12 protein-coding genes are annotated in these 24,418 nt (G+C 35.5%); 1 reads left to right on the forward strand and 11 read right to left on the reverse strand.

Annotated elements, in window-relative coordinates; translation table 11 throughout:
- Nucleotides 1-133: 133 nt before the first annotated feature.
- The 11 genes from OD917_RS17915 to OD917_RS17965 all read right to left on the reverse strand — a co-directional run bounded on the left by OD917_RS17915 (nt 134) and on the right by OD917_RS17965 (nt 23,068).
- Complete coding sequence (locus OD917_RS17915; protein ID WP_263524799.1) at nt 134-2,080, reverse strand: sialate O-acetylesterase; 1,947 nt, start codon at nt 2,078-2,080, stop codon at nt 134-136.
- A gap of 114 nt (nt 2,081-2,194) precedes the next feature.
- On the reverse strand, nt 2,195-3,685 hold the full coding sequence (locus tag OD917_RS17920) for a cellulase family glycosylhydrolase (protein WP_263524800.1): 1,491 nt from the start codon (nt 3,683-3,685) through the stop codon (nt 2,195-2,197).
- A gap of 97 nt (nt 3,686-3,782) precedes the next feature.
- A complete protein-coding gene (locus OD917_RS17925) occupies nt 3,783-6,020 on the reverse strand; it encodes a glycoside hydrolase family 3 C-terminal domain-containing protein (protein ID WP_263524801.1) in 2,238 nt (745 codons plus the stop codon).
- 99 nt (nt 6,021-6,119) lie between these two features.
- Complete coding sequence (locus tag OD917_RS17930) at nt 6,120-7,706, reverse strand: GH39 family glycosyl hydrolase (RefSeq protein ID WP_263524802.1); 1,587 nt, start codon at nt 7,704-7,706, stop codon at nt 6,120-6,122.
- 23 nt (nt 7,707-7,729) lie between these two features.
- The gene (locus OD917_RS17935; RefSeq protein WP_263524803.1) at nt 7,730-9,886 is read right to left on the reverse strand and encodes a glycoside hydrolase family 3 C-terminal domain-containing protein; all 2,157 of its coding nucleotides are present in this window, start codon (nt 9,884-9,886) and stop codon (nt 7,730-7,732) included.
- Nucleotides 9,887-10,027: 141 nt separating this feature from the next.
- Nucleotides 10,028-12,034, reverse strand: coding sequence for a glycoside hydrolase family 97 protein (locus OD917_RS17940; RefSeq protein ID WP_263524804.1), 2,007 nt, complete (start codon nt 12,032-12,034; stop codon nt 10,028-10,030).
- A 317-nt stretch (nt 12,035-12,351) separates the two neighbouring features.
- A complete protein-coding gene (locus OD917_RS17945; protein WP_263524805.1) occupies nt 12,352-14,751 on the reverse strand; it encodes an alpha-xylosidase in 2,400 nt (799 codons plus the stop codon).
- Between the two features lie 131 nt (nt 14,752-14,882).
- Complete coding sequence (locus tag OD917_RS17950; protein WP_263524806.1) at nt 14,883-17,369, reverse strand: glycoside hydrolase family 2 TIM barrel-domain containing protein; 2,487 nt, start codon at nt 17,367-17,369, stop codon at nt 14,883-14,885.
- 138 nt (nt 17,370-17,507) lie between these two features.
- Nucleotides 17,508-18,368: a hypothetical protein gene (locus OD917_RS17955; protein ID WP_263524807.1), complete on the reverse strand. Its 861-nt coding sequence runs from the start codon at nt 18,366-18,368 to the stop codon at nt 17,508-17,510.
- 17 nt (nt 18,369-18,385) lie between these two features.
- On the reverse strand, nt 18,386-19,966 hold the full coding sequence (locus OD917_RS17960) for a RagB/SusD family nutrient uptake outer membrane protein (RefSeq protein ID WP_263524808.1): 1,581 nt from the start codon (nt 19,964-19,966) through the stop codon (nt 18,386-18,388).
- 12 nt (nt 19,967-19,978) lie between these two features.
- Nucleotides 19,979-23,068 (reverse strand): SusC/RagA family TonB-linked outer membrane protein, encoded by a 3,090-nt coding sequence (locus OD917_RS17965; protein ID WP_263524809.1) that lies wholly within the window; start codon nt 23,066-23,068, stop codon nt 19,979-19,981.
- A 580-nt stretch (nt 23,069-23,648) separates the two neighbouring features.
- Here OD917_RS17965 and OD917_RS17970 point away from each other — a divergent pair.
- Nucleotides 23,649-24,365 carry an NUDIX hydrolase gene (locus tag OD917_RS17970; protein WP_263524810.1) on the forward strand — a complete coding sequence of 239 codons (717 nt, stop codon included), beginning with the start codon at nt 23,649-23,651 and terminating at the stop codon, nt 24,363-24,365.
- Nucleotides 24,366-24,418: the final 53 nt, after the last annotated feature.

A 24,418-nucleotide genomic window follows, 5' to 3' on the forward strand; every position in this document is an offset into this window, starting at 1 on the left:
AACCTGTTAGGTATATATTGAATATCTAAAACTAATAAAAATCTATTTGATACCTAACAGGTTTTGAAAACCTGTTAGGATAAAAAACTTCAATGAGATTGCCCACTTATCGGGATGCGGTCACGCTCAAAAATTATTTACTTACACTATATTTCTCATTCGCCGTAATCATTTCCCAATTATCAGTTCTAAATGGTGACGCTGGAAATTTTTCTTTGTTGAAAAGATTAATAGCCGTATCGTCATCTGCCCAGCCGTAATGCACTGCTACGGGATTTTGAACTTTGTCGCTTGAAACAATTATTTTGTTGTCTTTGATTATCGCTTTCGCGGAATGAAAAACTTTGTCTGAACCAGCAATTTCGAAGCCTTTTAATTCATCATTATTTGGCGTCGATAATCCTTTGCCGATGTTATCGAAAGTTAGGATAATTTGGTTTCCTTTTATTTCTTGAGATTTATAAGTTGGTCCGCTATGAACTTGTTTTTTGCCGTAAATATTGTTCATTGCAATCGCTGCCAAGCGCAAACCAATGTCTTGTTTGTTGGTTGGGTGAATGTCTTTTGCGTTTCCGATATCTGTTGTAACAGCCATTCCAGTGTTTGGCAGTTTTAAAGTTTCAGATTGTGCTTCGCGAAGTTCTGCCCAACGGCTTCCTTTTTGGCTATTTCCACCAAATTCATCAAAAGTCGACAACTGAACGAAATAAAAAGGGAAATTTCCTTGTTTGAATTTCGTTCTCCAATCGTTGATCATCAACGGAAATGATTTTTTGTATTCTGCTGCTCTCCAAACATTCGCCTCGCCCTGATACCATAAAGCACCTTGAATAGCATAAGGAACCAAAGGATTTACCATGGCATTGTACAATAATGACGGATAACTGTTTGGCGAAACTTCAATTCTTACTTTGATAACGTTGAATTTCCAAAGTCCTTCAAGCGGTAAATTTGAATCTTTAAAATCAATTTTAAGATCTTCTGGATCTCCGTAGATTCCACCGCCGCCACTGTAATCTGTAATTCTTACCGCGATTACATTTATTCCTTCTTTTAAGACATTGGCTGGAATTTTGTAAACTCTTTTAGCGTCCCAAAGATTGTTAGTTCCAACTTCAACACCATTTACATACGTTTTGTCTTCGTCATCAACTTTTGCTAAATGTAACACGGCTTCTTTTTTGGCTTGTTCTGCTGTTAAAACAATAGTTTTTCTCATCCAGACAATTCCGTCAATGTTTCCGATTTGTTGGTTTTCCCAAAGTGAAGGTATTTTTATTTCCGGCCAGTTTTTATCCTGAAAATTTGCGTTTTTGAATTGCTCTTCGTTTTCCATTGAAACATCAAATCCTTGCACTTTTTTCAAATTGTCTAAAACCGATTTTTTATAGGTTTCAAAAATGGCATTAATGTCAACCGTTGGAACATTTGCAATCATCGATTTAAATTCGTCGCTTTTTTCGAATGCTTCACGGCTTGTCCAAGTTTCTACATTCGTTCCGCCCCAAGAAGTATTAATGATTCCGATTGGAATTTTTAATTCTGAATATAGTTTTCTAGCGAAATAATATCCAACTGCTGTAAAGTTGCCTACATTTTCTTTGTTGGCTACTTCCCATTTTCCTTGCTTTAAATCTTCTTTTGGAGTTCCGCTTAAATCTTGCGCAACACCAAAATGACGAATCATTGGAAAATCTGCACTGTTGATTTCTTTTTCAGAATTCATAGTTTTGAAAACCTGAAATTCCATGTTCGATTGTCCGCTGCAAATCCAAACTTCTCCAACCAAAACATTTTTGATCGTAATTTTATTTTTTCCGATTACGATCAATTCGAATGGTCCGCCTGCTTTTTCAGCATTTAAATTTACCGTCCATTTTCCATTTTTATCGGCTGTTGTTTTCTTGATTTGTTTGTTGAAATGAATTTCTACATTTTCATTCGCGTCAGCAAAACCCCAAATCGGAATTTGTTTGTCTCTTTGCAAAACCATTCCGTCAGAGAATATTAAAGGCATTCTCACATTAGCATTAGCTAAAACGCTAATTAACAGAAAAATAAATATTACACTCTTTTTCATTTTTTTAATTTAAATATTTTTTGAACCATATAAGTGATATAAGTAAAATTAAGCACATCTCTAAGTAAAAACTTAAAATATCTTATATCACTTATATGGTTTAAACTAATTTTTTCACTTTAATCCGTCTATTAAAGCGTTTAAAGCTTGTGTATCGAAAACGGTATTATTGCTTCTATTTATAATTCCAAAACCGTTATTTCCTACGCTTCCTTCATCCCAATAAAAAGGTAATAATCCGTTTGCTTTTGCTGTTTTTACGACCGTTTTTAAATAATACGCTCTTGAATTTAAATGTAATGTAAGCGCATCTCCCGTTAAAGTTGTTCTACGGATTGCACCAAATTCTCCCAATAAAACGGGAATTCCTTTATCTACAAATTGAGTTTTCATTAATTTAAAGCTTTTCTCTAAATCGGCTTCTTCTCCCCAAGTTGCATTTCGTTCTGTATCGGTTGTAGAATGAAATCCTGCACCCCAATAATAGAACATTTTACCCCAAGTTTCATCTTTGGTTAAACCAGCAAAATTCCAAGGAGAATAATAATGAACTTCGACCATCATTCTGCCCGTTACTTTATCTACTGGCAATGTAGTCATTAATTTGTTTGTTTTTTCAATATCTGTTGTTGGACCTTGAACGACCAAAACACGCGTTGCATTTTTTCCTCCAGTTGAACGAACTGCATCAATAAAAGTTTGGTGATACGAAGTTAAAACTGCCATTTGCGTAGCATCTTCAACCGCAGGTTCGTTGGCGCTCGCGAAAAGTAAATGTTCGTCGAAACCTCTTAAATGTGTTGCGATTTGTTCCCAAAAAGCTTTTTGTTTCGCATTGTTTTCGTCTTTTTTAGCTTCAGTAATATTGTTTTCCAGCCAACCGCCGTCCCAGTGAATGTTTACTACAACATACATATCGTTATCAACGCAATATTGAACCACTTCTTTCACTCGGTTCAACCAATCAACTTTGATTTTTGCTGTTGCAGTATTTTCTAAATTCTGATTCCAAGAACACGGAATTCTAATTGCATTAAATCCGTTTGCTTTTACAGCATCAATTAAAGCTTTAGTCACTTTTGGATTTCCCCATGAGGTTTCGCCTCCAGTTGCTTCTAATGTATTTCCAATATTCCAGCCTAATTTAATTTTTGCTGCCAATTCAACCGCCGAACTTCCCATTCCAGATGCATCAGCCGCAATTGGGTTAGTGTTGTAACTTGGGTATAAACTTCCTGCTGCCTGTGAAACTGAAATTGCTTCTGAGGCAAGTTCACCTCCACTTAACGTAATCACTGCATTTCGAAGATCTGTAGTCGTATTTTCTAAAGCAGTAATTTTTACCACAGTTTGTCCCGATGTTCCAGTAGTCTGACTTAATTTTATCCAACTAGCAGAATTACTCAAAGTCCAAGTGACACCATTAGAATTAATCGTTATTTCAATTGTATTTTCTTTGCTTTCAAAATCAATTTTGCTTGTAGTAGAAGAAAGCGTTTTTATAGCTGGCGGATTTTCTTCTTTATCTGAGCTGCAAGCTGAAACTCCTAAAAAAGCAAAGCAGAGAATAAAAGATAAAAGATAATCCTTGATTGTTTTTTTCATTTGGTTTGGTTTAAGTTAAGTGTAAGTTTTTAAAATCAACGCCAGCTTTTTATGGGCTGGCGTTGAGAGTTTGGTTACTTTATAGCAGTAACAAGTTTTATTTAATTGTTACATCAATTTTGAATTTTAAATCTCTTGAAGAGTTTCCTATATTCAAAGTATATTTCCCTGGTTCAACTGTCCATTTTTTAGCAGCAACATCATAATATGCCAATTCTTTTACTGGAACTTTAATGGTTACATTTTCTGAACCTCCAGCTTTAACAGCAACTTTTTTGAAACCTTTTAATTCTTGTGCTGCACGTGTAATTTTAGAATCAGACTTTGAAGCATATAATTGTACTACTTCTTTACCATCAACATTCCCCACATTTTTAACCTCTAAAGAAACTTCAATCACATCTGTTAAAGCGTAATCTGTTTTATTAGTTTTTGCATTCCCAAAAGCAAAATTAGTGTATGATAATCCGTAACCAAAAGGATATAACGGTGCAACATTTTTAGTATCAAACCATCGGTATCCGATCAAAAGTCCTTCTGCATAATTTACCGTTTTGTCTCCAGGGAAACTGTTTGTGGCATGCGCCGGAGAATCTTTTAAAGTAACTGGCATTGTCCAAGGTAATTTTCCCGACGGATTTACTTTTCCTAAAATAACATCAGCCAAAGCATTTCCACCTTCAGAACCGTTGAACCAGCTCCAAACTAAAGCAGAAGATTTTTTGCTTACTTCATTAATATCAAACGGAGCACCAGCAACAAAAACTACAATTGTTTTTGGATTAGCTTCAATTACTTTTTTAATTAATTCTTCTTGTCCGAAAGGCAAGTGTAAATCTCTACGGTCTGAAGCTTCTGTTTCGTAATCACGGTTAGAACCTGCAAAAATGATCGCAACATCTGAGTTTTTAGCCGCATCAACAGCTTCTTGAACTTTTGCTGGATCTAGTTCATCAATTGTAACTGGACCATTAGCCGTGATATTTCCTAAATTTCCTCTGTTCTTTTTATCGTAACGCTCTAAATATCCTTCAGCATAATTGATTTTAACTGAAGAAGGAAGTCTGTTTTTAAGACCTTCCAGAGGCGTAACTTCTCTTTTTGTTTTTACACCAGCTCCAAATCCGCCAAGCGCATTTTTCTTTGTTGCGTTGTTTCCAATAACCGCGATAGATTTAACTCCGTCTAATTTTAATGGCAATGCATTGTTTTCGTTTTTCAATAATACAATTGCTTCAGCAGCAATTTTGTAAGCGTCTTGGTAATGTGCTTCGGTTGCGATGCTTCCTTTTGCACGTTCACCTCCGCCCATTGCTTTAATATGGAATAAACCACGTAAAATACGTTTTACGTGAAGATCAATTTCTTTTTCTGAAACTTCTCCAGATTTAACGGCTGCAATTAATTTATCTGCCAAGAAAAATTCATTGAAAGGTTTTGGAGTTCCCATTTCAATATCTAAACCGCTTTTCAAAGATTTTGCTGTAGAATGCACCGCAGCCCAGTCTGAAACTACAACGCCTTTAAATCCCCATTCGTCACGAAGGATTTTGTTCAGCATATAATCGTTTTCACATAAATATTCGCCTCTGAATTTATTGTAAGCGCCCATTATGCTGTATGCTTTTCCTTCTTTTACAGTCGCCTCAAAAGCTGGAAGATAAATTTCGCGAAGTGTACGCTCATCAATTTGTACATCGACAAAATCACGATTTGTTTCCTGATTGTTTGCTGCATAGTGTTTAACACACGCCATTACATCTTTCTCCTGTAAACCAACAACCAAAGGCACAGCAATTTTTTTATTTAAAAATGGATCTTCCGACATGTATTCGTACGTTCTTCCTCCAAGCGGTGTTCTCACCATATTGATGGCTGGCGAAAGTAACATGTCTTTATCTCTTGCACGTAGTTCTTCTCCTAAACTGGTTCCGAAAGTATGCGCCATCTCTGCATTCCAAGTTGCTGCTAGAGCGCCTCCCGCAGGATAATAGGTCGCAAAATCGTTTGTCCATCCTGCTGGAGCCCAATTGTCTCTTGAAATTTCCTCACGAACTCCCAACGGACCATCGGCCATTTTTAATTCTGGAATTCCTAAACGTTTTACACCTGCATTTGCAAACATGCTGTTTCCGTGAAGCATTCCGATTTTTTCTTCTAATGTCATTTGCGAAATCAGTTTGTCGATTTCTGCATCATGTTCTGTACCTATTTCTTTTCCAACGTATTCTTCGGTCTGCTCCGAATTTGAAGCCAAAGTCTGCGCATCATTTTTACAAGAAGTAAATAATGCAAAAACCAAAGCTGCTGAAAGGTATATCATTTTGTTTTTCATAGATAGTTAGGTGTTTTTGAATTTAAAGATCTTTGATTCCTCACACGTCATCTTTAAATCCAGTTAATACTATTTTTATGTTTGTGGTTTTATCTAAAATTATTGTTTAATCAAATTCAGCATTACAACATCATTTTCATTGATTTTGAATTCCTTGCTGAACATTCCTTGTGCGTCAATTGTAATTTTTTCTGTTGCAATTGGCGCGCCGTTATTTTTTTCTTTTATCGAATTGACTTGCTCACGTGTTAACTGACTTGGTTTATTCATCGCCAGATAATCCGCGTAAGCGTCATTTACTTTATAACCCACTTTGTAAATTTCCAAAAGGTATTTTCCTTTCTGCATTCCGTCAACTTCAATTTTGACTTTTCCTTTTTCTTTTGATGGAAGGTCTTTTATGTAATACGTTTGATTCAATTCTTTATCGCCTGGATGCGTATTTGTAAAATCCCACAATAGAACTTGTACATCACCTTTTGCATTTTTCGAAGTCCAAGAAGCTTTATCTGAATTTTGAAGTTCTGTTTCTCCCAATTTATTCATTAAATAATAAGAGAAATAAGCTGGCTTTTTAATTCCCTGCGTATTCAATAATCCGAAACCACCGTGAAAAGGGGTGAATCTTGGCCCAGCTTCTTCAAAAATATCCGTAAAAACCCAATATGACATTGAGTTTGCAGCATTACCAACTTGTTTTAATTTTTGTAAAATATACGCTGCCGAATGATAACTGTCGTGAATTGGATCTGCAGGTGTGTAAGATGAACTCCATTCTGTATAATGTAATTCTAAATTCGGTTTAGCTGACTCCTTAATTAATTTTCTAGAATTGATAATTTCTCCGCTTACACTCCATTCGTCCTGATTTAAAATCGTTCCCGAAGTTCCGAATTCATCTAGATATCCATGTTTCACTCCATAAGTATGTGTCGAAACAAAATCGATTGGCAGATTATTTTTGGCACAAAAATCAATTGTTTCAGCAACCCATGCAGAACCTGCTGTTGCTGGTCCGCCAACTCTATAAGCAGGATTTACCGCTTTTACACCGCGAACGGCATAATCGTATAATTTATAATATTCTGCCTGAGTGCTGCTCCAAAATCCTGGCGATAAATTCGGTTCGTTCCAAACTTCAAAATACCACGTTTTTACTTCTTCATCTCCGTAACGTTCTTTGAAATGCTGGGTTAAATTTCGAACTAAATCTTCCCATTTTTTATAATCTTTTGGAGGCGTTACGTTTCCTTTCCACCAAAAAATAGTTTCTTTTCCGCTTGCCAAAGCATTCGGCATAAACCCTAATTCTACAAACGGTTTCATTTTCAGACTTACAATAAAATCGAACAAAACGTCTACATATTGATAATTGTATTCTGGATTTCCTTTTTCGTCTTCACGATACACTGCCATATCATCAGTCAATAAACCATGAAAACGGATGTATTTAAAATCACATTCTTTTTTAACCAATGCCAATTGCTGTTGCCAATCTGCACGAAGACCTTCGTTTGCTCTTCCCGCACCGATGCATTCTTTGAACATGGTATTTAATTTTCCTGCAGTTTTATTAAAATCTACTTTTATAATTCTGTTTTGAGAACCGGCTTTTGTTGTTTGTGCAAATGATTTAAAGCTCGCCAAACCGACAAAAACGAATAGTATTACTAGGCTTTTTTTCATGTTTAAATTTTATTCTTTTACAATTATTTAGCTGAAATTTTCTTTTTCAGAAGTATATTATCCGAAGAATTCCCTACCTGAATTTCGATTGTATTTTTTTCAAGTTCGAATACTTGCTTTGCTGTATTCCAATATTCTAAATCTTTTGCTTTTACAATCAAATCAACACTTTTGGTTTCTCCAGCTTTAAAGAAAACTCTCTTAAACGCTTTCAATTCTTTTTCTGGTCGTTCTACTTTAGATTCTAATTGTTTTACGTAAAGCTGAACTACTTCATCGCCATCTTTATTTCCGGCATTTGTGACAGAAACTGTAACTTTTAATTCTTCATTTTTCGAAATAGTTTCAGAACTCGTTTCAATCGAATTGTATTTGAAAGTCGTATAACTTAATCCGTGGCCAAAAGCATATAATGGTTTCTTTTTGAAATACATATATGTTCTTCCGTTTCGAATGTTATAATCCAATAATTCTGGAAGATCGGTAATATCTTTTACCCAAGTTTGCGTTAAACGTCCCGCAGGATTATAATCTCCAAATAATACATCTGCCAACGCCGTTCCTGTTTCCTGACTATTCTGTGCCATATGCACAATTGCTGGAACATTTTCCTGAGTCCAATTGATTGCATAAGGAAAACTGCTGATTAATGCGACCACCGTTTTCGGATTTGCCTGATAAACTACCTTAATCAAATCTTCTTGTTCTAAAGTTAGAGATTGGCGGTCAACAGCTTCTTTTCCTTCACTTGGAACAGGACAATTTGCCCAACCAGCATTACAAACAGGATGATTTCCAACAACCATAATTACAACATCTGCTTTTTTTGCGATTGCTGCTGCTTTTCCGTCGATATTGTTTTTTGCATATAAAACTTCAATATTATTCCCCAACTTATTTTTTATTCCTTCCAAAGGTGTAATAACATAAGGAGGCGTTCCGCTGTACCAATCCAAAAGTACTTCATCTGCACGAGGTCCAATTATGGCAAGTGTTTTTATTTTTTCTTTTTGTAAAGGCAGAAAACCATTTTCATTTTTCAATAAAACAATAGATTTTTGAGTTGCCTCCAAAGCGATTTTTTTGTGCGCTTCTGTTTTCCAAGGATCAATTGTATCTTTATCTTTTCCGATTTTTGAATATGGATTTTCTTCTGAAGCATCAAGCATTCCAAGTTTTATCATTACTCGATAATTCCCACGCAAAACTTCATCAAGATCTTTTTCTTTCAAATATCCATTAGAAAGAGCGCCATAAATACCATCTATATATTCATCCAAAAATTGATTAATTCCTGCTTTTACTGCCGCCGCCGCACCTAAATATTTATCTGCATAATATTTATGATCTGAAAGAAGCAGTTTAAAAGCACCTCCATCAGTACAAATAATACCATTTTGTCCCCATTCTTTCTGCGTAATATTCTTAAGCATCGGATGCACCATTGCAGGAATTCCATTTACTTTGTTATACGCTGCCATATATGCACGTGAGCCTCCTTCAACAACTCCTATTTGGAAAGGAAGCGCATAATATTCTCTCCAAAGTCTTTCATCAAAATCAGATGATGTATAGGTTCTTCCGTCTTCATTGCTGTTTGCCAAAAAATGTTTCATCAACGAAGCCGTTTGCCAGTATTTGGAGTTATTTCCTTGCAAACCTTTTACAAAAGCAACTGTCATAGTTCCGTTAAAAAAGGCATCTTCTCCATAACTTTCTTCGGTACGTCCCCATCGCGGATCTCTAGCAATATCTGCATTTGGAGCGCGAACGACTAATCCGCCGCGATTGTATTTTTGTAGGGCATAACGCGTTTCATAACCTTCTACATTTGCTACTTTTTGAAGAAGCTCAGCGTCCCAAGTTTCGCCTAAACCATACGCTTGAGGAAAAGTGGTTGTTGTTAAAGGTTTCTTGTTTTTACCTCCCCATTCGCCTGGTCCGCCCAAAGCCAATCCATGTAATCCCTCTACATGACCTGTACCAATAAGACCTAATCTTTTTACTGACGGATTTGTACTTAAAGCCTGAACTTTTTCATCCAGCGTCATCAAAGACAGCAAATTATCAATACGCTTTTCAGTATCTAAATTAGGATTCTGAAAAGGATATTGCTTTTGCTGTGATAACATCAAATTAGCAGATAAAAGAAAAAAGATATAAAGAATACTGTTTTTCATTTTTTGGAAAAAGAACTAATTTTTTGGGTTATATTTTATAATACCTAACAGGTTTTGAAAATCTGTTAGGATACTTAATCTTGTTTTGCATTATCAAACCCGACAAGTCTTGAAAACTTGTCGGGTTTTAGAAATTAATAATTACAATTTTTTAAATCTCACTGCTCCACCGCCAGCTCCGCCTAAATTCAATTTTAGAGAATCTGTAGATTTTACTGTTTTCTTAGAAATTGCAACTGCTTCCGGATTGTGTTTTTGATCTGTTCCTTCAGCATCAACATAAATCTGTGCTTCGTAAGTCGCATTTGGATCTAAGAATGATAATGAAACCTCAACATTTCTTGGTTTTTCATTGGTCAAAGTTCCCAAATACCAATCAGCACTGTTTCTATCTTTTCTCGCTGTTGTGATGTATTCGCCAATTTTTCCTTCTAAGATTTTAGTGTCTTCCCAATCAGTCGGAACATATTTTAAGAATTGTAAAGCTGGTTTTCCTTCGTAATTTTCAGGAAGATCGGCCAACATCTGTATTGGAGAATAAATTGTAACATACAATGCCAATTGCTGCCCAACTGTTCCTTGAATTCTTTTTCCTGGATACCCTTGTTTTACCTCAACATCAAAAATTCCAGGCGTAAAATCCATTGGTCCAGAAAGTAATCTTGTGAATGGAATAATGCTTAAATGGTTTGGTGGATTTCCTTCGCTCCAAGCGTTATATTCTTGTCCGCGAGCCGCTTCTCTCGAAACCATGTTTGGATAAGTTCTTCTTTCTCCTGTATCTTTAATTGATTCGTGGTATAAAACGGCTAAATCGTATTGTGCCGCTTTTTCTAAAATGTATCTGAAATAATTTACTCCAAACTGCCCAAAGTGCATTTGTTTCATGTTCAGTTTAGAACCAACGTGACCAATTTTTACGGTATGAATTCCTAATTTTTTGTATAAAGCAAAACCTTCATCAACTTCTTTTAAATAGTTGATCAAGTTTGAACCTGTTTCGTGGTAACCGATTAATTCGATATTCTTTTTCTTTCCATATTCAACCACTTTTTCTAAATCGAAATTGTCAGCACTTTTCGTAAAGCTGAACATGTGCATACGGTTTTCATACCAACCTGGTGTCCAACCTTTGTTCCAACCTTCGATCAATAAATGGTGAAAACCCTCTTTTGCTGTAAAATCCATGTATTCTTCAGCGTGTTTTGTAGTTGCACCTTGTTTGTCGCTTTCCCAGAAAGTATATTTCCCGATGTGCATTCCCCACCAAATTCCTAAATATTTGTATGGTTTGAAATAGCTGTTTGTATTCTTTAATTTGTTTGGTTCGTTTAAGTTTAAAACCAAATAAGAAGTGATCAATTCACCTGGATTTTCTCCAATTTGAAGTGTTCTCCAAGAAGAAGTGAAAGTATCTTTTACGCGAACTTTTACTCCGTCAGGCCAAGGCACTAGATCCGATTTTAATTCTGTTCCTTTATTGTTCACCAAAGTCATGCTTGCAAAATCGATCAGATTTGCTTCATGGAAACTTAAAGCCAATCCACTTTTGCTTTCGATTGTTAATGGAGTTAAAACGGTATCCAAAGTACTTACCGGCGCATCTTTGAAAAGATATTCGTCACGGTTTTCTCTATTTGCCGGAATCCACCATGCTTTTCCGTCTTCTTTTAAGTTGAAAGTTGTTTTTTCATCCATAATGAAAATACTGTCTTTTACATTTTGTTTTGGATAAACATATCTAAAAGCAACTCCATCATCGAAAGCACGAAATTGAATTTGTAATTTTCTTTTGTTTCCAGTTTTTTGCTGTAAATCAACTACCAATTGATTGTAGTGATTTCTGATGTTTTTCTTTTCTCCCCAAACTTGTTCCCAAGTTTCATCAAACGTAGAAGTTTTAGCTCCTTTAATTTCAAAGTTTGTGCTTAAATCTTCGTTTCCTTTTAATACAAATCCCATATCTGACGGAGAAATTACTTCTGTCTTTCCGTGAGAAACTGCATATTTTGGAGCGTTTTTTACAAGCTCAAATTTGATTTTATTTTGTCCGTTTGGCGATGCCAATTCGTAAGCGTTTTTCGTTTTTTGACTGTAGCCAACTGCTATTGAAAACAATACGGCTGGGAGAATTAGATAGTTTTTCATGTTTTTTGGAATTATTTTTTGCCACGAATTTCACTAATTTCCACGAATTGAATTTGTGATAATTTGTGCAATTTGTGGTTGCATTTTTTTAACACATAGAAACATAGCTCATTGGAGTCTTTAAAAAAAGGCGTTTCACTTGTTTAAATTCACATAGTTTTCTATGTGTTAGAAACTAGTTTCTTTCCAATTTCTTTATTCACAAATATGAAACCTATGTTTCTATGTGTTTAAATATTTTTATTTTTTCACCACAAATTCCACAAATTATCACAAATTCAATTCGTGGTAATTCGTGTAATTTGTGTTTAACTTTTTTATTTAATCCACTCGGTTTTAAAAGTGGTTTTTCCGTTTAATGGATTTGCTGCTACGTCGAAATTGTTTCCGTTTTTGTTCACTTTTATTTCTTGTACTGCATCACCTTCTGGTAAAAATACTTTGGCTGTTGCCGAAGTTGTTTTATCGCTTGCATACACTTTCAATGTCAATTTGCTCCAATCCATATCTTTTGTAGACTGTGCTAAACCGATGTGCGGAATTGCCGTTCCTTCTTTTACCAAAACTACAATTGGCACTTCACCTGCTTTGATTTTATGCCAACCTGATTGGTATACTTTTTTAGTTTGATAATCAATCCAAGTTCCTTCCGGAAGGTAAACGTCTCTTTCTTCAACTTCTTCAAAAAGCGGTGCCACCAACATACTTGAACCAAATAAATATTCATTATCCACCAACCAAGCTCCCGGATCGTTTGGATATTCAACAAATAAAGCACGCATCATTGGTAATCCTTTTTGAGAACTTTCTTTTGCCTGAGCATAGATATATGGCATCAATTCGTAACGCATATTATCAGCTTTTCTAAATCCTTCTAAGAATTCTTTGCTGTATAACCAAGGTTCGCGAGGCGGTTCTCCGTGGCTTCTTACGTGTGAAGTAAACATTCCGAATGGCGTCCATCTTCTGTAAATGTTTTCTGGAGATTTAGTTGCAAATCCTCCAACATCATGACTCCAAAAACTGAATCCGCTAAGACCTAATGAAAGTCCGCCGCGTAATTCTGCCGACATTGCGCCGTTTGTAGTTTCAGAATCTCCTCCCCAATGCAAAGGATAACGCTGAGATCCTGCCCAAGTACTTCTTGCCCAGATTAAAGTATATCCTTTTTCTTTCTGAGTAATTTCTGCAACCGCTTTATTGTAGCGTAATGGATATAAATTATGCTCATAGAAACCTGTTCTTCCAGAATGGTAAATTCCGTCTGGTGGTGCTGCTTCTCCAAAATCTACTTTGAAAACGGCTACACCTTCGTCAAATAACTTTTTCAATTTTCCTTGATACCAAGAAATAGTCTCTGGATTTGAGAAATCTAAAACGGCATCTTCATAAGGAAGATTTCCTTTTCGGTCTCTTACCGCTAAGTTTTTATCCATAATTTCAGGGAACAAAGTATTCTTTGGCGTGAAATATGGCAATTGCCAAAGACAAACTTGGAAACCGTCTTTCTTTAAATCAGACATCATTTTTGTAGCATCTGGGAAACGAGATTTTGCAAACTCGTAGTTGTTTCTCCAATCTACATCAAACCAGCCTGTGTCAAAGTGAATAACATCGGTTGGAATTTTATATTTACGTAAATCTCTTGCAACATCTCTTCCTTCTTTTTCAGAGAAATAAGTGATTCTGCTCATCCAGAAACCGAAAGACCAAAGTGGCGGCATGGCTGCTTTTCCTGTCAAATTCGTGTATTGATCTAAAATGTCTTTTGGTTCTCCGATAAAGAAAAATAAATCGGCTTCGTCGTCTCCAATGTACATTTCGTTAGCACTTGAGAAATATTTTCCGAAGTCAACCGTAATTGGTGTTGAATGGTGCATGAAAACTCCATAACCGCGGCTGCTCATGTAAAACGGAATTGGTTTATACATGGTTTCATTTTGGATTCCGTTAGCGTCATCCGTCCATAAAACTACTTTTGAACCGCGTTTGTTGAATTGTGTGAATGACTCACCGCAACCAAATATTTTTTCGTCTGGCTCTAAGCTGAACGCCGCGCCCATACTTCTTGAATAATCGCTGTTTCTTCGAACATAAGAAAACGGAAGTGTTGGCGTATAGGTATTTTTAAAATCAGTATCGTGAAGTGTGCTTGTCAGTAGTTTTCCTTTTTCATCGTAGATTTTTACGTGCCACGGTTTTGTCAAAATCTCCACTTTTCCGTGTTTACTGGTGTAACTATGACCGCCTTCGATTTTAGCATATTTCCATAATTCTGGATGATTTGGAGCAACGCCATCAACCAACATTAGAGATTCTTTTTGTGGATGAAATTGTGGTCCTGAAGTCGTTTTGATTCTAACTGTTCTATCTGAAACAAATTGAATTTCGAATGGCAAAACAGGAGATTCTGCATATTCTGTTGTTGGGAATTCGTTTGCTTTTTCAACATCTGGTTTCATCATCATATTGTTGAAAGCCTGACGTGTTTTATAATTGTATCTCAAATATTTAATGGTTCCTTTTCCTGTTGCAGGATCAAAAGAAGCTAGTTCGTCTGCAAAATAAAAAGTATTCAGATAGTTCTGAAAATCTTTACTGATATCTATTGGAGCATTTAACACATCTGCATTTTGGATTTGAGCGTTAGCATTTGGAACTGCCAAAAATCCAAACATAAGAGCAGAAAATAATGCGGTTAGTTTTGAGTTTTTCATTGGTTAATAATCTAGATGTTAGTTTATCCTAACAGATTTTAGAAACCTGTCAGGTGTTTTATTTATATCTTAATAAAAATTTATTGATACCTAACAGGTTTTGAAAACCTGTTAGGATAGATCATAACTTATTATTCTGTTGTAATTACAATTGTGGATTGTTTTAATCCCTTTGCTTTTGCTGTTAATTCCAATCTTCCAGATTTATCTCCAGATTGTACAATAACCAAACATTTTCCAGCCAAAGCGGTATGTTTATTTCCTTTATACGATTCGTGGCTAACCGGATCTCCGCTACAAACGCCTACAATCTTTCCGTTTCCTTTTAAAGAGAAATTAATTTCGTTATTCGCATTTGGTGCAATCGTTCCATTGGCATCTAAAATATCAACCGTGATAAATGACAAATCGTTTTTGTCTGCTTTGATGGTACTTCTGTCGGCAGTCAGTTTTAATTGAGAAGGATTTCCAGCTGTTTTGATTTCTTTTTCTAAAACTACTTTTCCATCTTTACGAGAAACTGCTTTTAAGGTTCCTGCTTCAAAAGGAATTCTCCACATTACGTGTAAATCGTCTCCTTTTTTGCTTCTTTTTCCAACTGATTTTCCGTTTACGAAAAGTTCAACCTCATCGGCTTTGTTGTAATAAGCCCAAACATCAACAGTTTGTCCTGCTTTCCAGTTCCAATGCGGAAAAATGTGCAAAACGGTTTTACCTGTCCATTCACTTTGGTACATATAATAAACATCTTTCGGGAAACCTGCTAAATCTACAATTCCGAAATACGAACTTACCGAAGGCCATTCGTATGGCGTTGGTTCTCCAATATAATCGAAACCTGTCCAAACGTACATTCCTGCCAAGAAATCGTGTTTTTTAATAACTTTCCAAGTTGCTTCATGTGTTGAGCCCCAAGGTGTCTGCACTTGGTCATAAGCTGAAACGGTATTTCCAGGATTTCCTCCTTCAAATTTTTTATCCCAACTAACGGGCCATTTTTTGATAGTGTCCGAAACCGCATCATAATAACCTCTTGTCTGCAAGCCCGAAGTTGTTTCGGTTGCGATAAAAGGTGTATTTGGGAAGTTCTTTAAATGATGTTCGAATGTCTGGTGCGCATAATTGTATCCAATTAAATCTAAAACTCCAGATCCAGCAAGCGGATTAATCGAAACATTCTTTTTCTCAAACTGTAAAGTCACGGCATCAATATTCATATTTACTGGTGGATTCATTCCTGCAGTAATTGGTCTTGTTTTATCATATTGACGTGTAATTGCCGCTAATTCTTTTGCAATTTCAATACCTGTTTCGTTCCACTGTTCTGGAATTTCATTACCAATACTCCACATAAAAATACTAGCATGATTACGGTCGCGAAGCAATTGATCAATTAAGTCTTGTTTGTGCCATTTGTCCCAATCGTTAGCATAATCGTATTTTGTTTTATTTTGTTTCCACATATCGAAAGCTTCATCCATAACGATGAAACCCATTTTATCGCAAAGCTCTAAAAGTTCTGGAGCAGGCGGATTGTGTGAAGTTCTGATTCCATTTACGCCCATTTCTTTCAGGATTTCTAACTGGCGTTCGATTGCACGCGTGTTGATTGCAGAACCTAACGGACCTAAATCGTGATGCATACAAACTCCTTTTATTTTGACTTGTTTGCCATTCAAAATAAAACCTTTGTTCAAATCGAATTTAAAATCTCTGATTCCGAAAGTGGTTTTGTATTGATCTATGATTTTATCGTCAAGCGAAATTTCGGTAACTGCTGTGTACAATTCCGGTTTTTCATCTGACCATAATTCGGGATTTTCAACTTCTACAGATTGATTCAGAGTTTGATTTTCGTTTGCGTTGATTGTTATATCTTGAGTAACCGATGTTACTTTGGTGTCTTCTTTAAAAATAGTTGTCGTTACTTTTGCTTTTTTACCTTCTTTGTATTGATTTTTAATTGTAGTTTCAATACTTACTGAAGCTTTTTCAGCCGTAACTTTTGGAGTTGTAATGTATGTTCCCCATTGTCCAACGTGAAGTTTGTCTGTGGTTTCGATCCAGACATTTCTGAAAATTCCTGAACCCGAATACCAACGAGAATTGGGTTGTTTTGAATTGTCAACCTTAACAATTATTTCGTTGTTTTTGTCTCCGTAGTTTAAGTAAGGCGTAATTTCATATTGAAAACCAATATATCCGTTTGGACGTTTTCCTAAATAATGTCCGTTTATCCAAACTTCGCTGTTTCTGTAAACGCCGTCAAAAGTGATTGAAGTAATTTTTGTGCTGTCTTCTGCAGCAACTTTAAATGTTTTTTTGTACCAGCCTAAACCTCCGTTAAGAGATCCTCCGCCATAACCTGCAGGGCTTTTTTCATCAAATTTGCCTTCGATACTCCAATCATGCGGAACATCTAAAGTTCTCCATTTTGTTGAAGTTCCAATAGTATCTTTATCTACAATACTATCATTTAGATGAAAGCTCCAATCTGCATTAAAAGAAACTTTTCGGTTTATAAATGCATCCTCCTTTTTTGAACAAGAATTCAAGAAAAAAACTCCAGCTGCAACTGCCCATAAACTTATGTTTTTTATGTTTTTTTTAATTTGCATAGGTACTTTTTTTGTTTTTGGAATTTGAAGATAGAAATAAAAATCGATTTCATTTATTTCTTAATAAAATAATTTAAGTCTCAGTCTTAAAGAACATTACAAAATGTTTTTAGGACTGAGACTTCAAAACTAACTAACTTACGATTTTGGCTTGTAATGGAATACAATTAAACAAACTCCTTCACCAGTTCTACTTTGATCTCTTACTACTGCCAATCTTAAAGATGTTTTAGTAATCTCAACCAATTTTACGCTATACCAGTTACTGCAGTCTCCATAATAGTCTCCACCGTAAAGCATTTCGACACCACCATTAAAAACTAATTTATTATTTGCTATATCAAATGTGTATGTTCCAGTTTTAGTTGTTTGATTGTTGTTTGCAATCGCCGTTTGAGTAACAGATGTATTGTAATTTCCATTTAAATCAAAATACATTTCTCCCCAGTTTTTATTTGGCATAACCCAAGAATTACTTGCGTAATCTGGAAACCAGTTCCAATAATCGCTTCCTGTAGGGTTGTAAGGATAGTCTAAACCAGCCCAGCCAATAGGATCAACAAAATCTAAAACCCATGTTTTTCCGTCAACTCCATTCGTCAACATCTCCCATTTAGGATCTTTAAAGTAAGTATCATCATTTTCAGCTATATCAACCACAGTTGGAGCCGCTTCTACAGAACCTCCTCTTGTATAAGCCGTGAAATAGATAGTATATTTTCCGGCAAAAGGTAAAGTTACTTGATCACTACTTTTATTTGAGTGTCCTAATTCATTTCCAGCAGCGTCTACATATTTCCAATATGGAATAACAGTAGGATCTTCGCTTTTAAGAATTACAATATTTTTGTTTGTTGCGTCTTGAGTCACAGAATATTCAAGTGTTTCTGGTGTCAAGGTAACTGCTGGAAGGCTTTCGCGATCTTCGATAGCCTCGCAAGAAACCAAACCTGAACTTATCGTTGCAGCAGTTAATAAAATATATAATATACGTTTCATAGTCATTTTGTTTTAAATTAATTCCAACCTGGATTTTGAGTTATAGAACCATTTGAAAGAATGATCTGAGATTGAGGTAATGGGAACCAACCTTGAGTCTCTGTTCTGAAAGTCACATTAAATTGAGAATCTCCCGTATTGTTGTCAATAGCAGATTTCATTGTAGTCATTCCTTGTCTGATTAAATCAAAATAACGTAATCCTTCTAACGCCAATTCTAATTGACGCTCTTTCATGATATTCTCCTGAGTTGCAGTAATTCTATGAGAAGTATTTTTAAAAGCACGATCACGTACTCTATCAAAATCTGCTTGAGCTACAGCTGGGCTTGATTGTAAATTCAATTCAGCTGCCATTAATAAAACATCTGAGTAACGAATGATAGCGTAATCTTGGTAGTTGTCAATTTGGAAGTTTCCTCCGTTTGCTTCTACAACAGCTGTTCCTGCTTCGTTTGTAATTGGACAATATTTTTTCCAAGAATATCCAGTGTACTGACGTTGCTCTCTAGCTTGTGCATCAAAGTTTAATCCTTCACCAGCGTAGTCAATAAATGAAGCTGCTTTTCTAGTATCGCCTGTTTCATACAAGCTTACCAATTTAGGATTTACAGTTGCTCCACCCCATCCAGTTGCATATCTTCCGATTGCTCCTCCACGTGGCGCAATATTTACTTGAAAACGGTTTCCTTCGTGAAGATCCCAATTTCCTTTTCCAGAACCATTAAAACGAACAGCCCAAACCATTTCTGTATTATCTTCTCCAGCAAAATTTTCAAGAGAAGCTGCTAACCAAAGATTAGCAAAATCAGCAACTAATGCGTGACCACTGTTGTTTACAACATCATTAATATAAGTCGTTGCTTCAGCTTTTGTTACTACACCCGCTAAATCAGTTTTATTGTAAGTTCCTGTGTAAAACAAGAATGTTCTAGCTAAGTAAGCTTCTGCAGCCCATTTTGTAATACGCCCGTAGTTTGCATTTCCAGCTTGCGAATAATTTTCGTTACCTAAGTTATCAGCAGCAAATTTTAAATCACTTGCAATTAAAGCGTAAGTAACTTCTGGAGCTTGTCTTGGCAATTCAAATTCAGTTGTTGAAACTGTATGATCCAACGGAATAATATCTCCAAACATTTTAGCAGCTGTAAAATGGAAGTGCGCTCTTAAGAAACGTGCTTCAGCTTCGTAACGCGTTTTCAAAGCCGTATCAGAACCCCAGTTTACATTGTCTAAATTTTCTAATAAAATATTAGCTCTGTAAATTCCTAAATAAGCGTTAGACCAAACATCTTTGTTCATGTCTTTATCTGAAACATACAAGAAACGATCCCATTCGATATCGGCTTGACCGTCAGCAATACCATAACCACCGAAACAGTTATCAGAAGCTTGTTCACTAATCAATAAAGGTCCGCCGTAAGCCTCGCGTTGTAAAACATCGTAAACCGCTACAAGACCTTCGAATGCATCAGAAGGTGTTTTATAAAAATTCTCAGTTACCTTATCTGTGTATGGTTCGTTTTCTAAAAAGTCCTGCGAACAAGCGCCTAAAACAAGTACGCTTGAAAGAGCAATTAATTTTATATATCTTTTCATCGTTTTCAAAATTTAAAAGTTAACATTTAGACCCATCATGTAGGTTCTTGGCTGAGGATAGTATCCAACATCAATTCCTTTAGCCCAAGATTGATTTACGTTTCCAAAACCAATTTCTGGATCCATTCCTTTGTATTTAGTGAATGTGTAAATGTTATTTCCTGCAACATACAATCTGAATTTAGTGAAGAAATTAAGTTTTGTTGTAAGCTTCGTTAAATCACATCCAATTGTAGCATTTTTAATTCTGAAGAAATCTGAATCTTGAACATATAAATCAGAGAATTTAGTGTAATTCCCGTTTGCATCTGTTCCGTAAGTTACCCTTGGAACTCTGTTCGAAGATCCTTCAGTTGTCCATCTGTTCAACACGTCTGTTGTGTTGTTTGTGTAAGCACGAGTGTAGTCGTGAACTCCAAATACGTTTTGTCCTCCAGCGATACCGTAAGTATTAATAGAGAAATCAAAAGCTTTGTATGATAATTCTAAATTGATACCGTAGTTAATATCTGGATTTGGATTACCTACTTGCGTTTTATCGTTAGCATCAATTTGTCCGTCACCATTTAAATCTACGAAACGAACGTCTCCTGGCTGTGCATTTGGCTGAACACCTGCTGCAACTTCAGCAGCATTTTGAAAAATTCCGTCTGTTTTTAATCCGTAGAAATAACCCATTGGTTTACCAACTTCAACACGGTTCATCTCGTCTAAACCTTGGAATAAAACGTTTGTTTCTCCGTGAATAATTCCTTCGTTGTTAGCAATTCTTAACACTTCGTTTTGGTTGCGAGAAAGATTTGCATTGATGGCAAAATTCCAATCTTTTCCAAAATGTGTACGGTAAGCCAATCCAATTTCAAAACCTTTGTTGCTTACGTCTCCACCATTAATGTAAGGCGCAGTTGCTCCAGCATAAGTTGGGATAGACGCCAATACTAACCAGTCTTTAGTTTTCTTGTCGTAGTAATCGAAAGTTAATGTAAAGTTATTGAACAATGTAGCATCAAAACCTAAATCTAACTGCTCAGAAGTTTCCCATTTTAAGTTACGGTTTGCTAATTGGTCAGGGCTTGAACCTACTAATAAAGTTTCGTCACCAGTTCCAAAATGATATGTTTTGTCTGTTGAGTTTACAGTTGACAAGTATGCAAATCTTCTACCAAATTGGTCGTTACCATTTTGTCCCCAGCTTGCTCTTAATTTGAAAGTATTTAAAACTTTGTTTTCTTTAAAGAAAGCTTCTTTATCTAAATTCCATCCCGCAGAGAACGATGGGAAAATAGCATATTTGTTATCTGGACCAAATTCTGATGAACCGTCACGACGAACTGTTGCAGAGAATAAGTACTTATTGTTGTAATCGTACAATAAACGTCCGAAATAAGATTGAATAGAATAATCTTTACGATTTCCTTTTACCACATTTGATGTTGGATCTTTTGCGTTATCTAAATAAGCGTGTTCAAAATCATCAAAAATCAAGTTTCTTCCTTGACCTTCCATATAGTCTGCAGTATTCTGTTTTGCAGAAGTACCTACTAGTACATCAAAATTATGAGAAGCAGCAATGTTAAATTTGTATTGAAGTGTATTTTCAAAAATCCATCCTACAGATTTTGTTGAACTTTGAGTTACGCTAGAAACTGTATTATTATCATTTGAAGAAAGAGAGTAAACTGGTCTGAAAGAACGATAGTCACTATCTGTCATATCAACACCATAACTTGTTCTGAAAGTAAAGTTTTTTGCAAATTTTAATTCAGCAAAAATGTTACCTACATAACGATTTGTTTTCGTTTGGTTGAAGTTATTATAGTATAAAGATCCAACAGGGTTGCTGATATCTTGAGAAATAATTGAATGAGCAAAATCTCCATTTTCATCGTAAGTCTGATCAATTGGAGCTGCATTTAAGAAGCTTCTAATTGCGTTGCTATAAATACCATCATCTGCAACACCGCTTGATTTGATGTTTGATAAAGTGAAGTTTTCACCAATTTTCAAATGATCTTTAATTACTTCAGAAGTAGAGTTTACTGTAAAAGTAACACGATCGTATTGAGATTGATTATTAGATCCTCCAATCATACCTTCTTGTCCATAGTAAGATAAACCAGTCGCAATTGTAGATTTTTGGTCACCGCCAGTAATCAAAAGAGAGTGGTTTTGTTTCATTGCACCTTCATTGAACAAATCATCTTGCCAATCGTGGTTTGGAAATGAAGCAATTTGAGCTTTAGTATATAATGGAGCATATCCAGAATTTACACGAGCTTCGTTCATAATTGTTGTATATTCCTGAGTATTCATCAGATCCAGTTTTTTAGCAATTTGCTGAAAACCTGTATAAGAGTTGAAAGACACATTCATTTTTCCATCTTTACCTTTTTTAGTTGTAACCAAGATAACTCCATTTGCCGCTCTTGCTCCGTAGATAGAAGCTGCCGAAGCATCTTTTAAAACGTCAACCCTTTCAATAACAGACGGATCAAGGTATCCAATTCCGTTATCAACCACTACACCATCAACCACATAAAGAGGATCGCTGTTTCCTGCTGTACCTGCACCACGAATATTTACCACCATATTCGCTCCAGGCTGACCAGAAGAAGAAGTTACAGAAACCCCAGAAGCCTGCCCTTGTAAAGCATTTACAACATCAAGAGATGCTACTTGCTGAATGTCTTTTCCTGACACCAAAGAAGTCGCCGCAGTATTTACTTTCTTCTTTTGAGTACCGTAACCGATTACTACAATTTCTTTAAGTTCTGCAGTTTCTGGATGTAAAACCACATTCACTGTTTTTTGAGTTCCAACTGTAATGTTTTGTGCTTTGAAACCCACAAAAGTGATTACTAAAACATCTCCCGTTTTAGCCTCAACTTTATATTTTCCATCAAAATCGGTAACTGTACTCGATTTTGTTCCCTGTACTTGTACAGTTGCTCCCGGAACTCCAAATCCGTCTTCGGAAGAGGTAATTGTTCCACTTACAGTTTTGGATTCTTGTGCAAATCCAAACTGCATCATAAATACGCTAAGCAGCACCGCCATTAAAAATGGAAGCTTTGTTGTTTTAATACAATTTTTGCTTTTCATAATAAGAATTGATTAAGTTTAAGTTATAGTTAGTAATTTCTACCCTAAGAGAAACTCTGGAAAACTTCCCAAGCAGGTCATGCCAAAAATGAGGGCCTGAATCTCATTTCTAACATTTAGTACTTGTCTGACTACAAGAAGATGTTTAGAACATCAAAATCGACTCGAAAATCAATTTTTAAAAAAACATTTGTGGTAAGTTTAAGTTAAGTTGTAATTTCGCCTTTTTAAACTTATAGTCAATTTGAATTTATCTTATGGTAAATTTGACTACAAGTGTAAAACAAATTTTCTATATTAACAAAATATTAGGGTTATTTTTTTTCGATTCTAATAAATCCCAATTCATTTTTATCAATGTTGTAAAATCTGAATTGAAATCGAAATAAAAAATATAGAAAAATCAACGTTTTATAAAATTGACAATCAGACATTTAAGAATTACTTAAAACAAATGCCGTTTTCTACTAATTTTTAAACAGCTGATTCTCACAATTTTATTTCGTTAAAAAAAATATAAAGCTTTTAAGAAGGCTAATAATCATTTTATTTATTTAATTTGTCAAAATTTATCTCGAATATGGTTGAAAATGTAGATGACAAAACTGCTCCAAAAAACGAAAACAGTGCGATGAATGCCATCACAATTGACTGTGTTATTTTTGGTTTTGACAAAGGCAGTCTTGAAGTGCTTTTAGTACAGCACGGTGAAGGTATCAGCAAAGGAAAATGGGGTCTTCCTGGGGGATGGATTTATAAAAAGGAAAGTACAGATGCTGCTGCTCATCGTTTATTGAATGAGCTTACAGGTCTTGACAACATATATTTGGAACAATTAAAAGCATTTGGAGATCCAGATCGTTTTCCGCTGCGACGTGTTATCACAATTGGATATTATGCTCTGGTAAAAAGAGAAGACTATAACATTAAAGCTGGTTTTACCGCATCTGATGCTAAATGGTATAAAATCAACAACATTCCTGATCTGATTTACGATCACAACGAAATTCTATCTTACAGTTTAAAAAACCTGCAAAACAGAGTTCGTCAAGCGCCAATTGGATTTAATCTGCTTCCTGAAAAATTCACTTTATTGCAACTAATGCAGCTGTATGAAGAAATTTTAGGAATAGAAATGGACAAACCAAACTTTAGAAGAAAAATTCTTCATATGAAACTTTTGGCCGCTTTAGATGAAAAACAGCAGGATGTGTCGCATAGAGCAGCGCAACTTTATAAATTTGATCCAGAAATCTATAAAAAACTAACCGAAAAAGGATTCAATTTTGAATTCTGATTTTCGGTTAAAATGAATTAAAAAAACTTTTCGCATTTCGAAACATTATAATA

It is taken from the genome of Flavobacterium sp. SH_e, assembly GCF_025717045.1.
In the GTDB taxonomy this organism is placed as follows: domain Bacteria; phylum Bacteroidota; class Bacteroidia; order Flavobacteriales; family Flavobacteriaceae; genus Flavobacterium.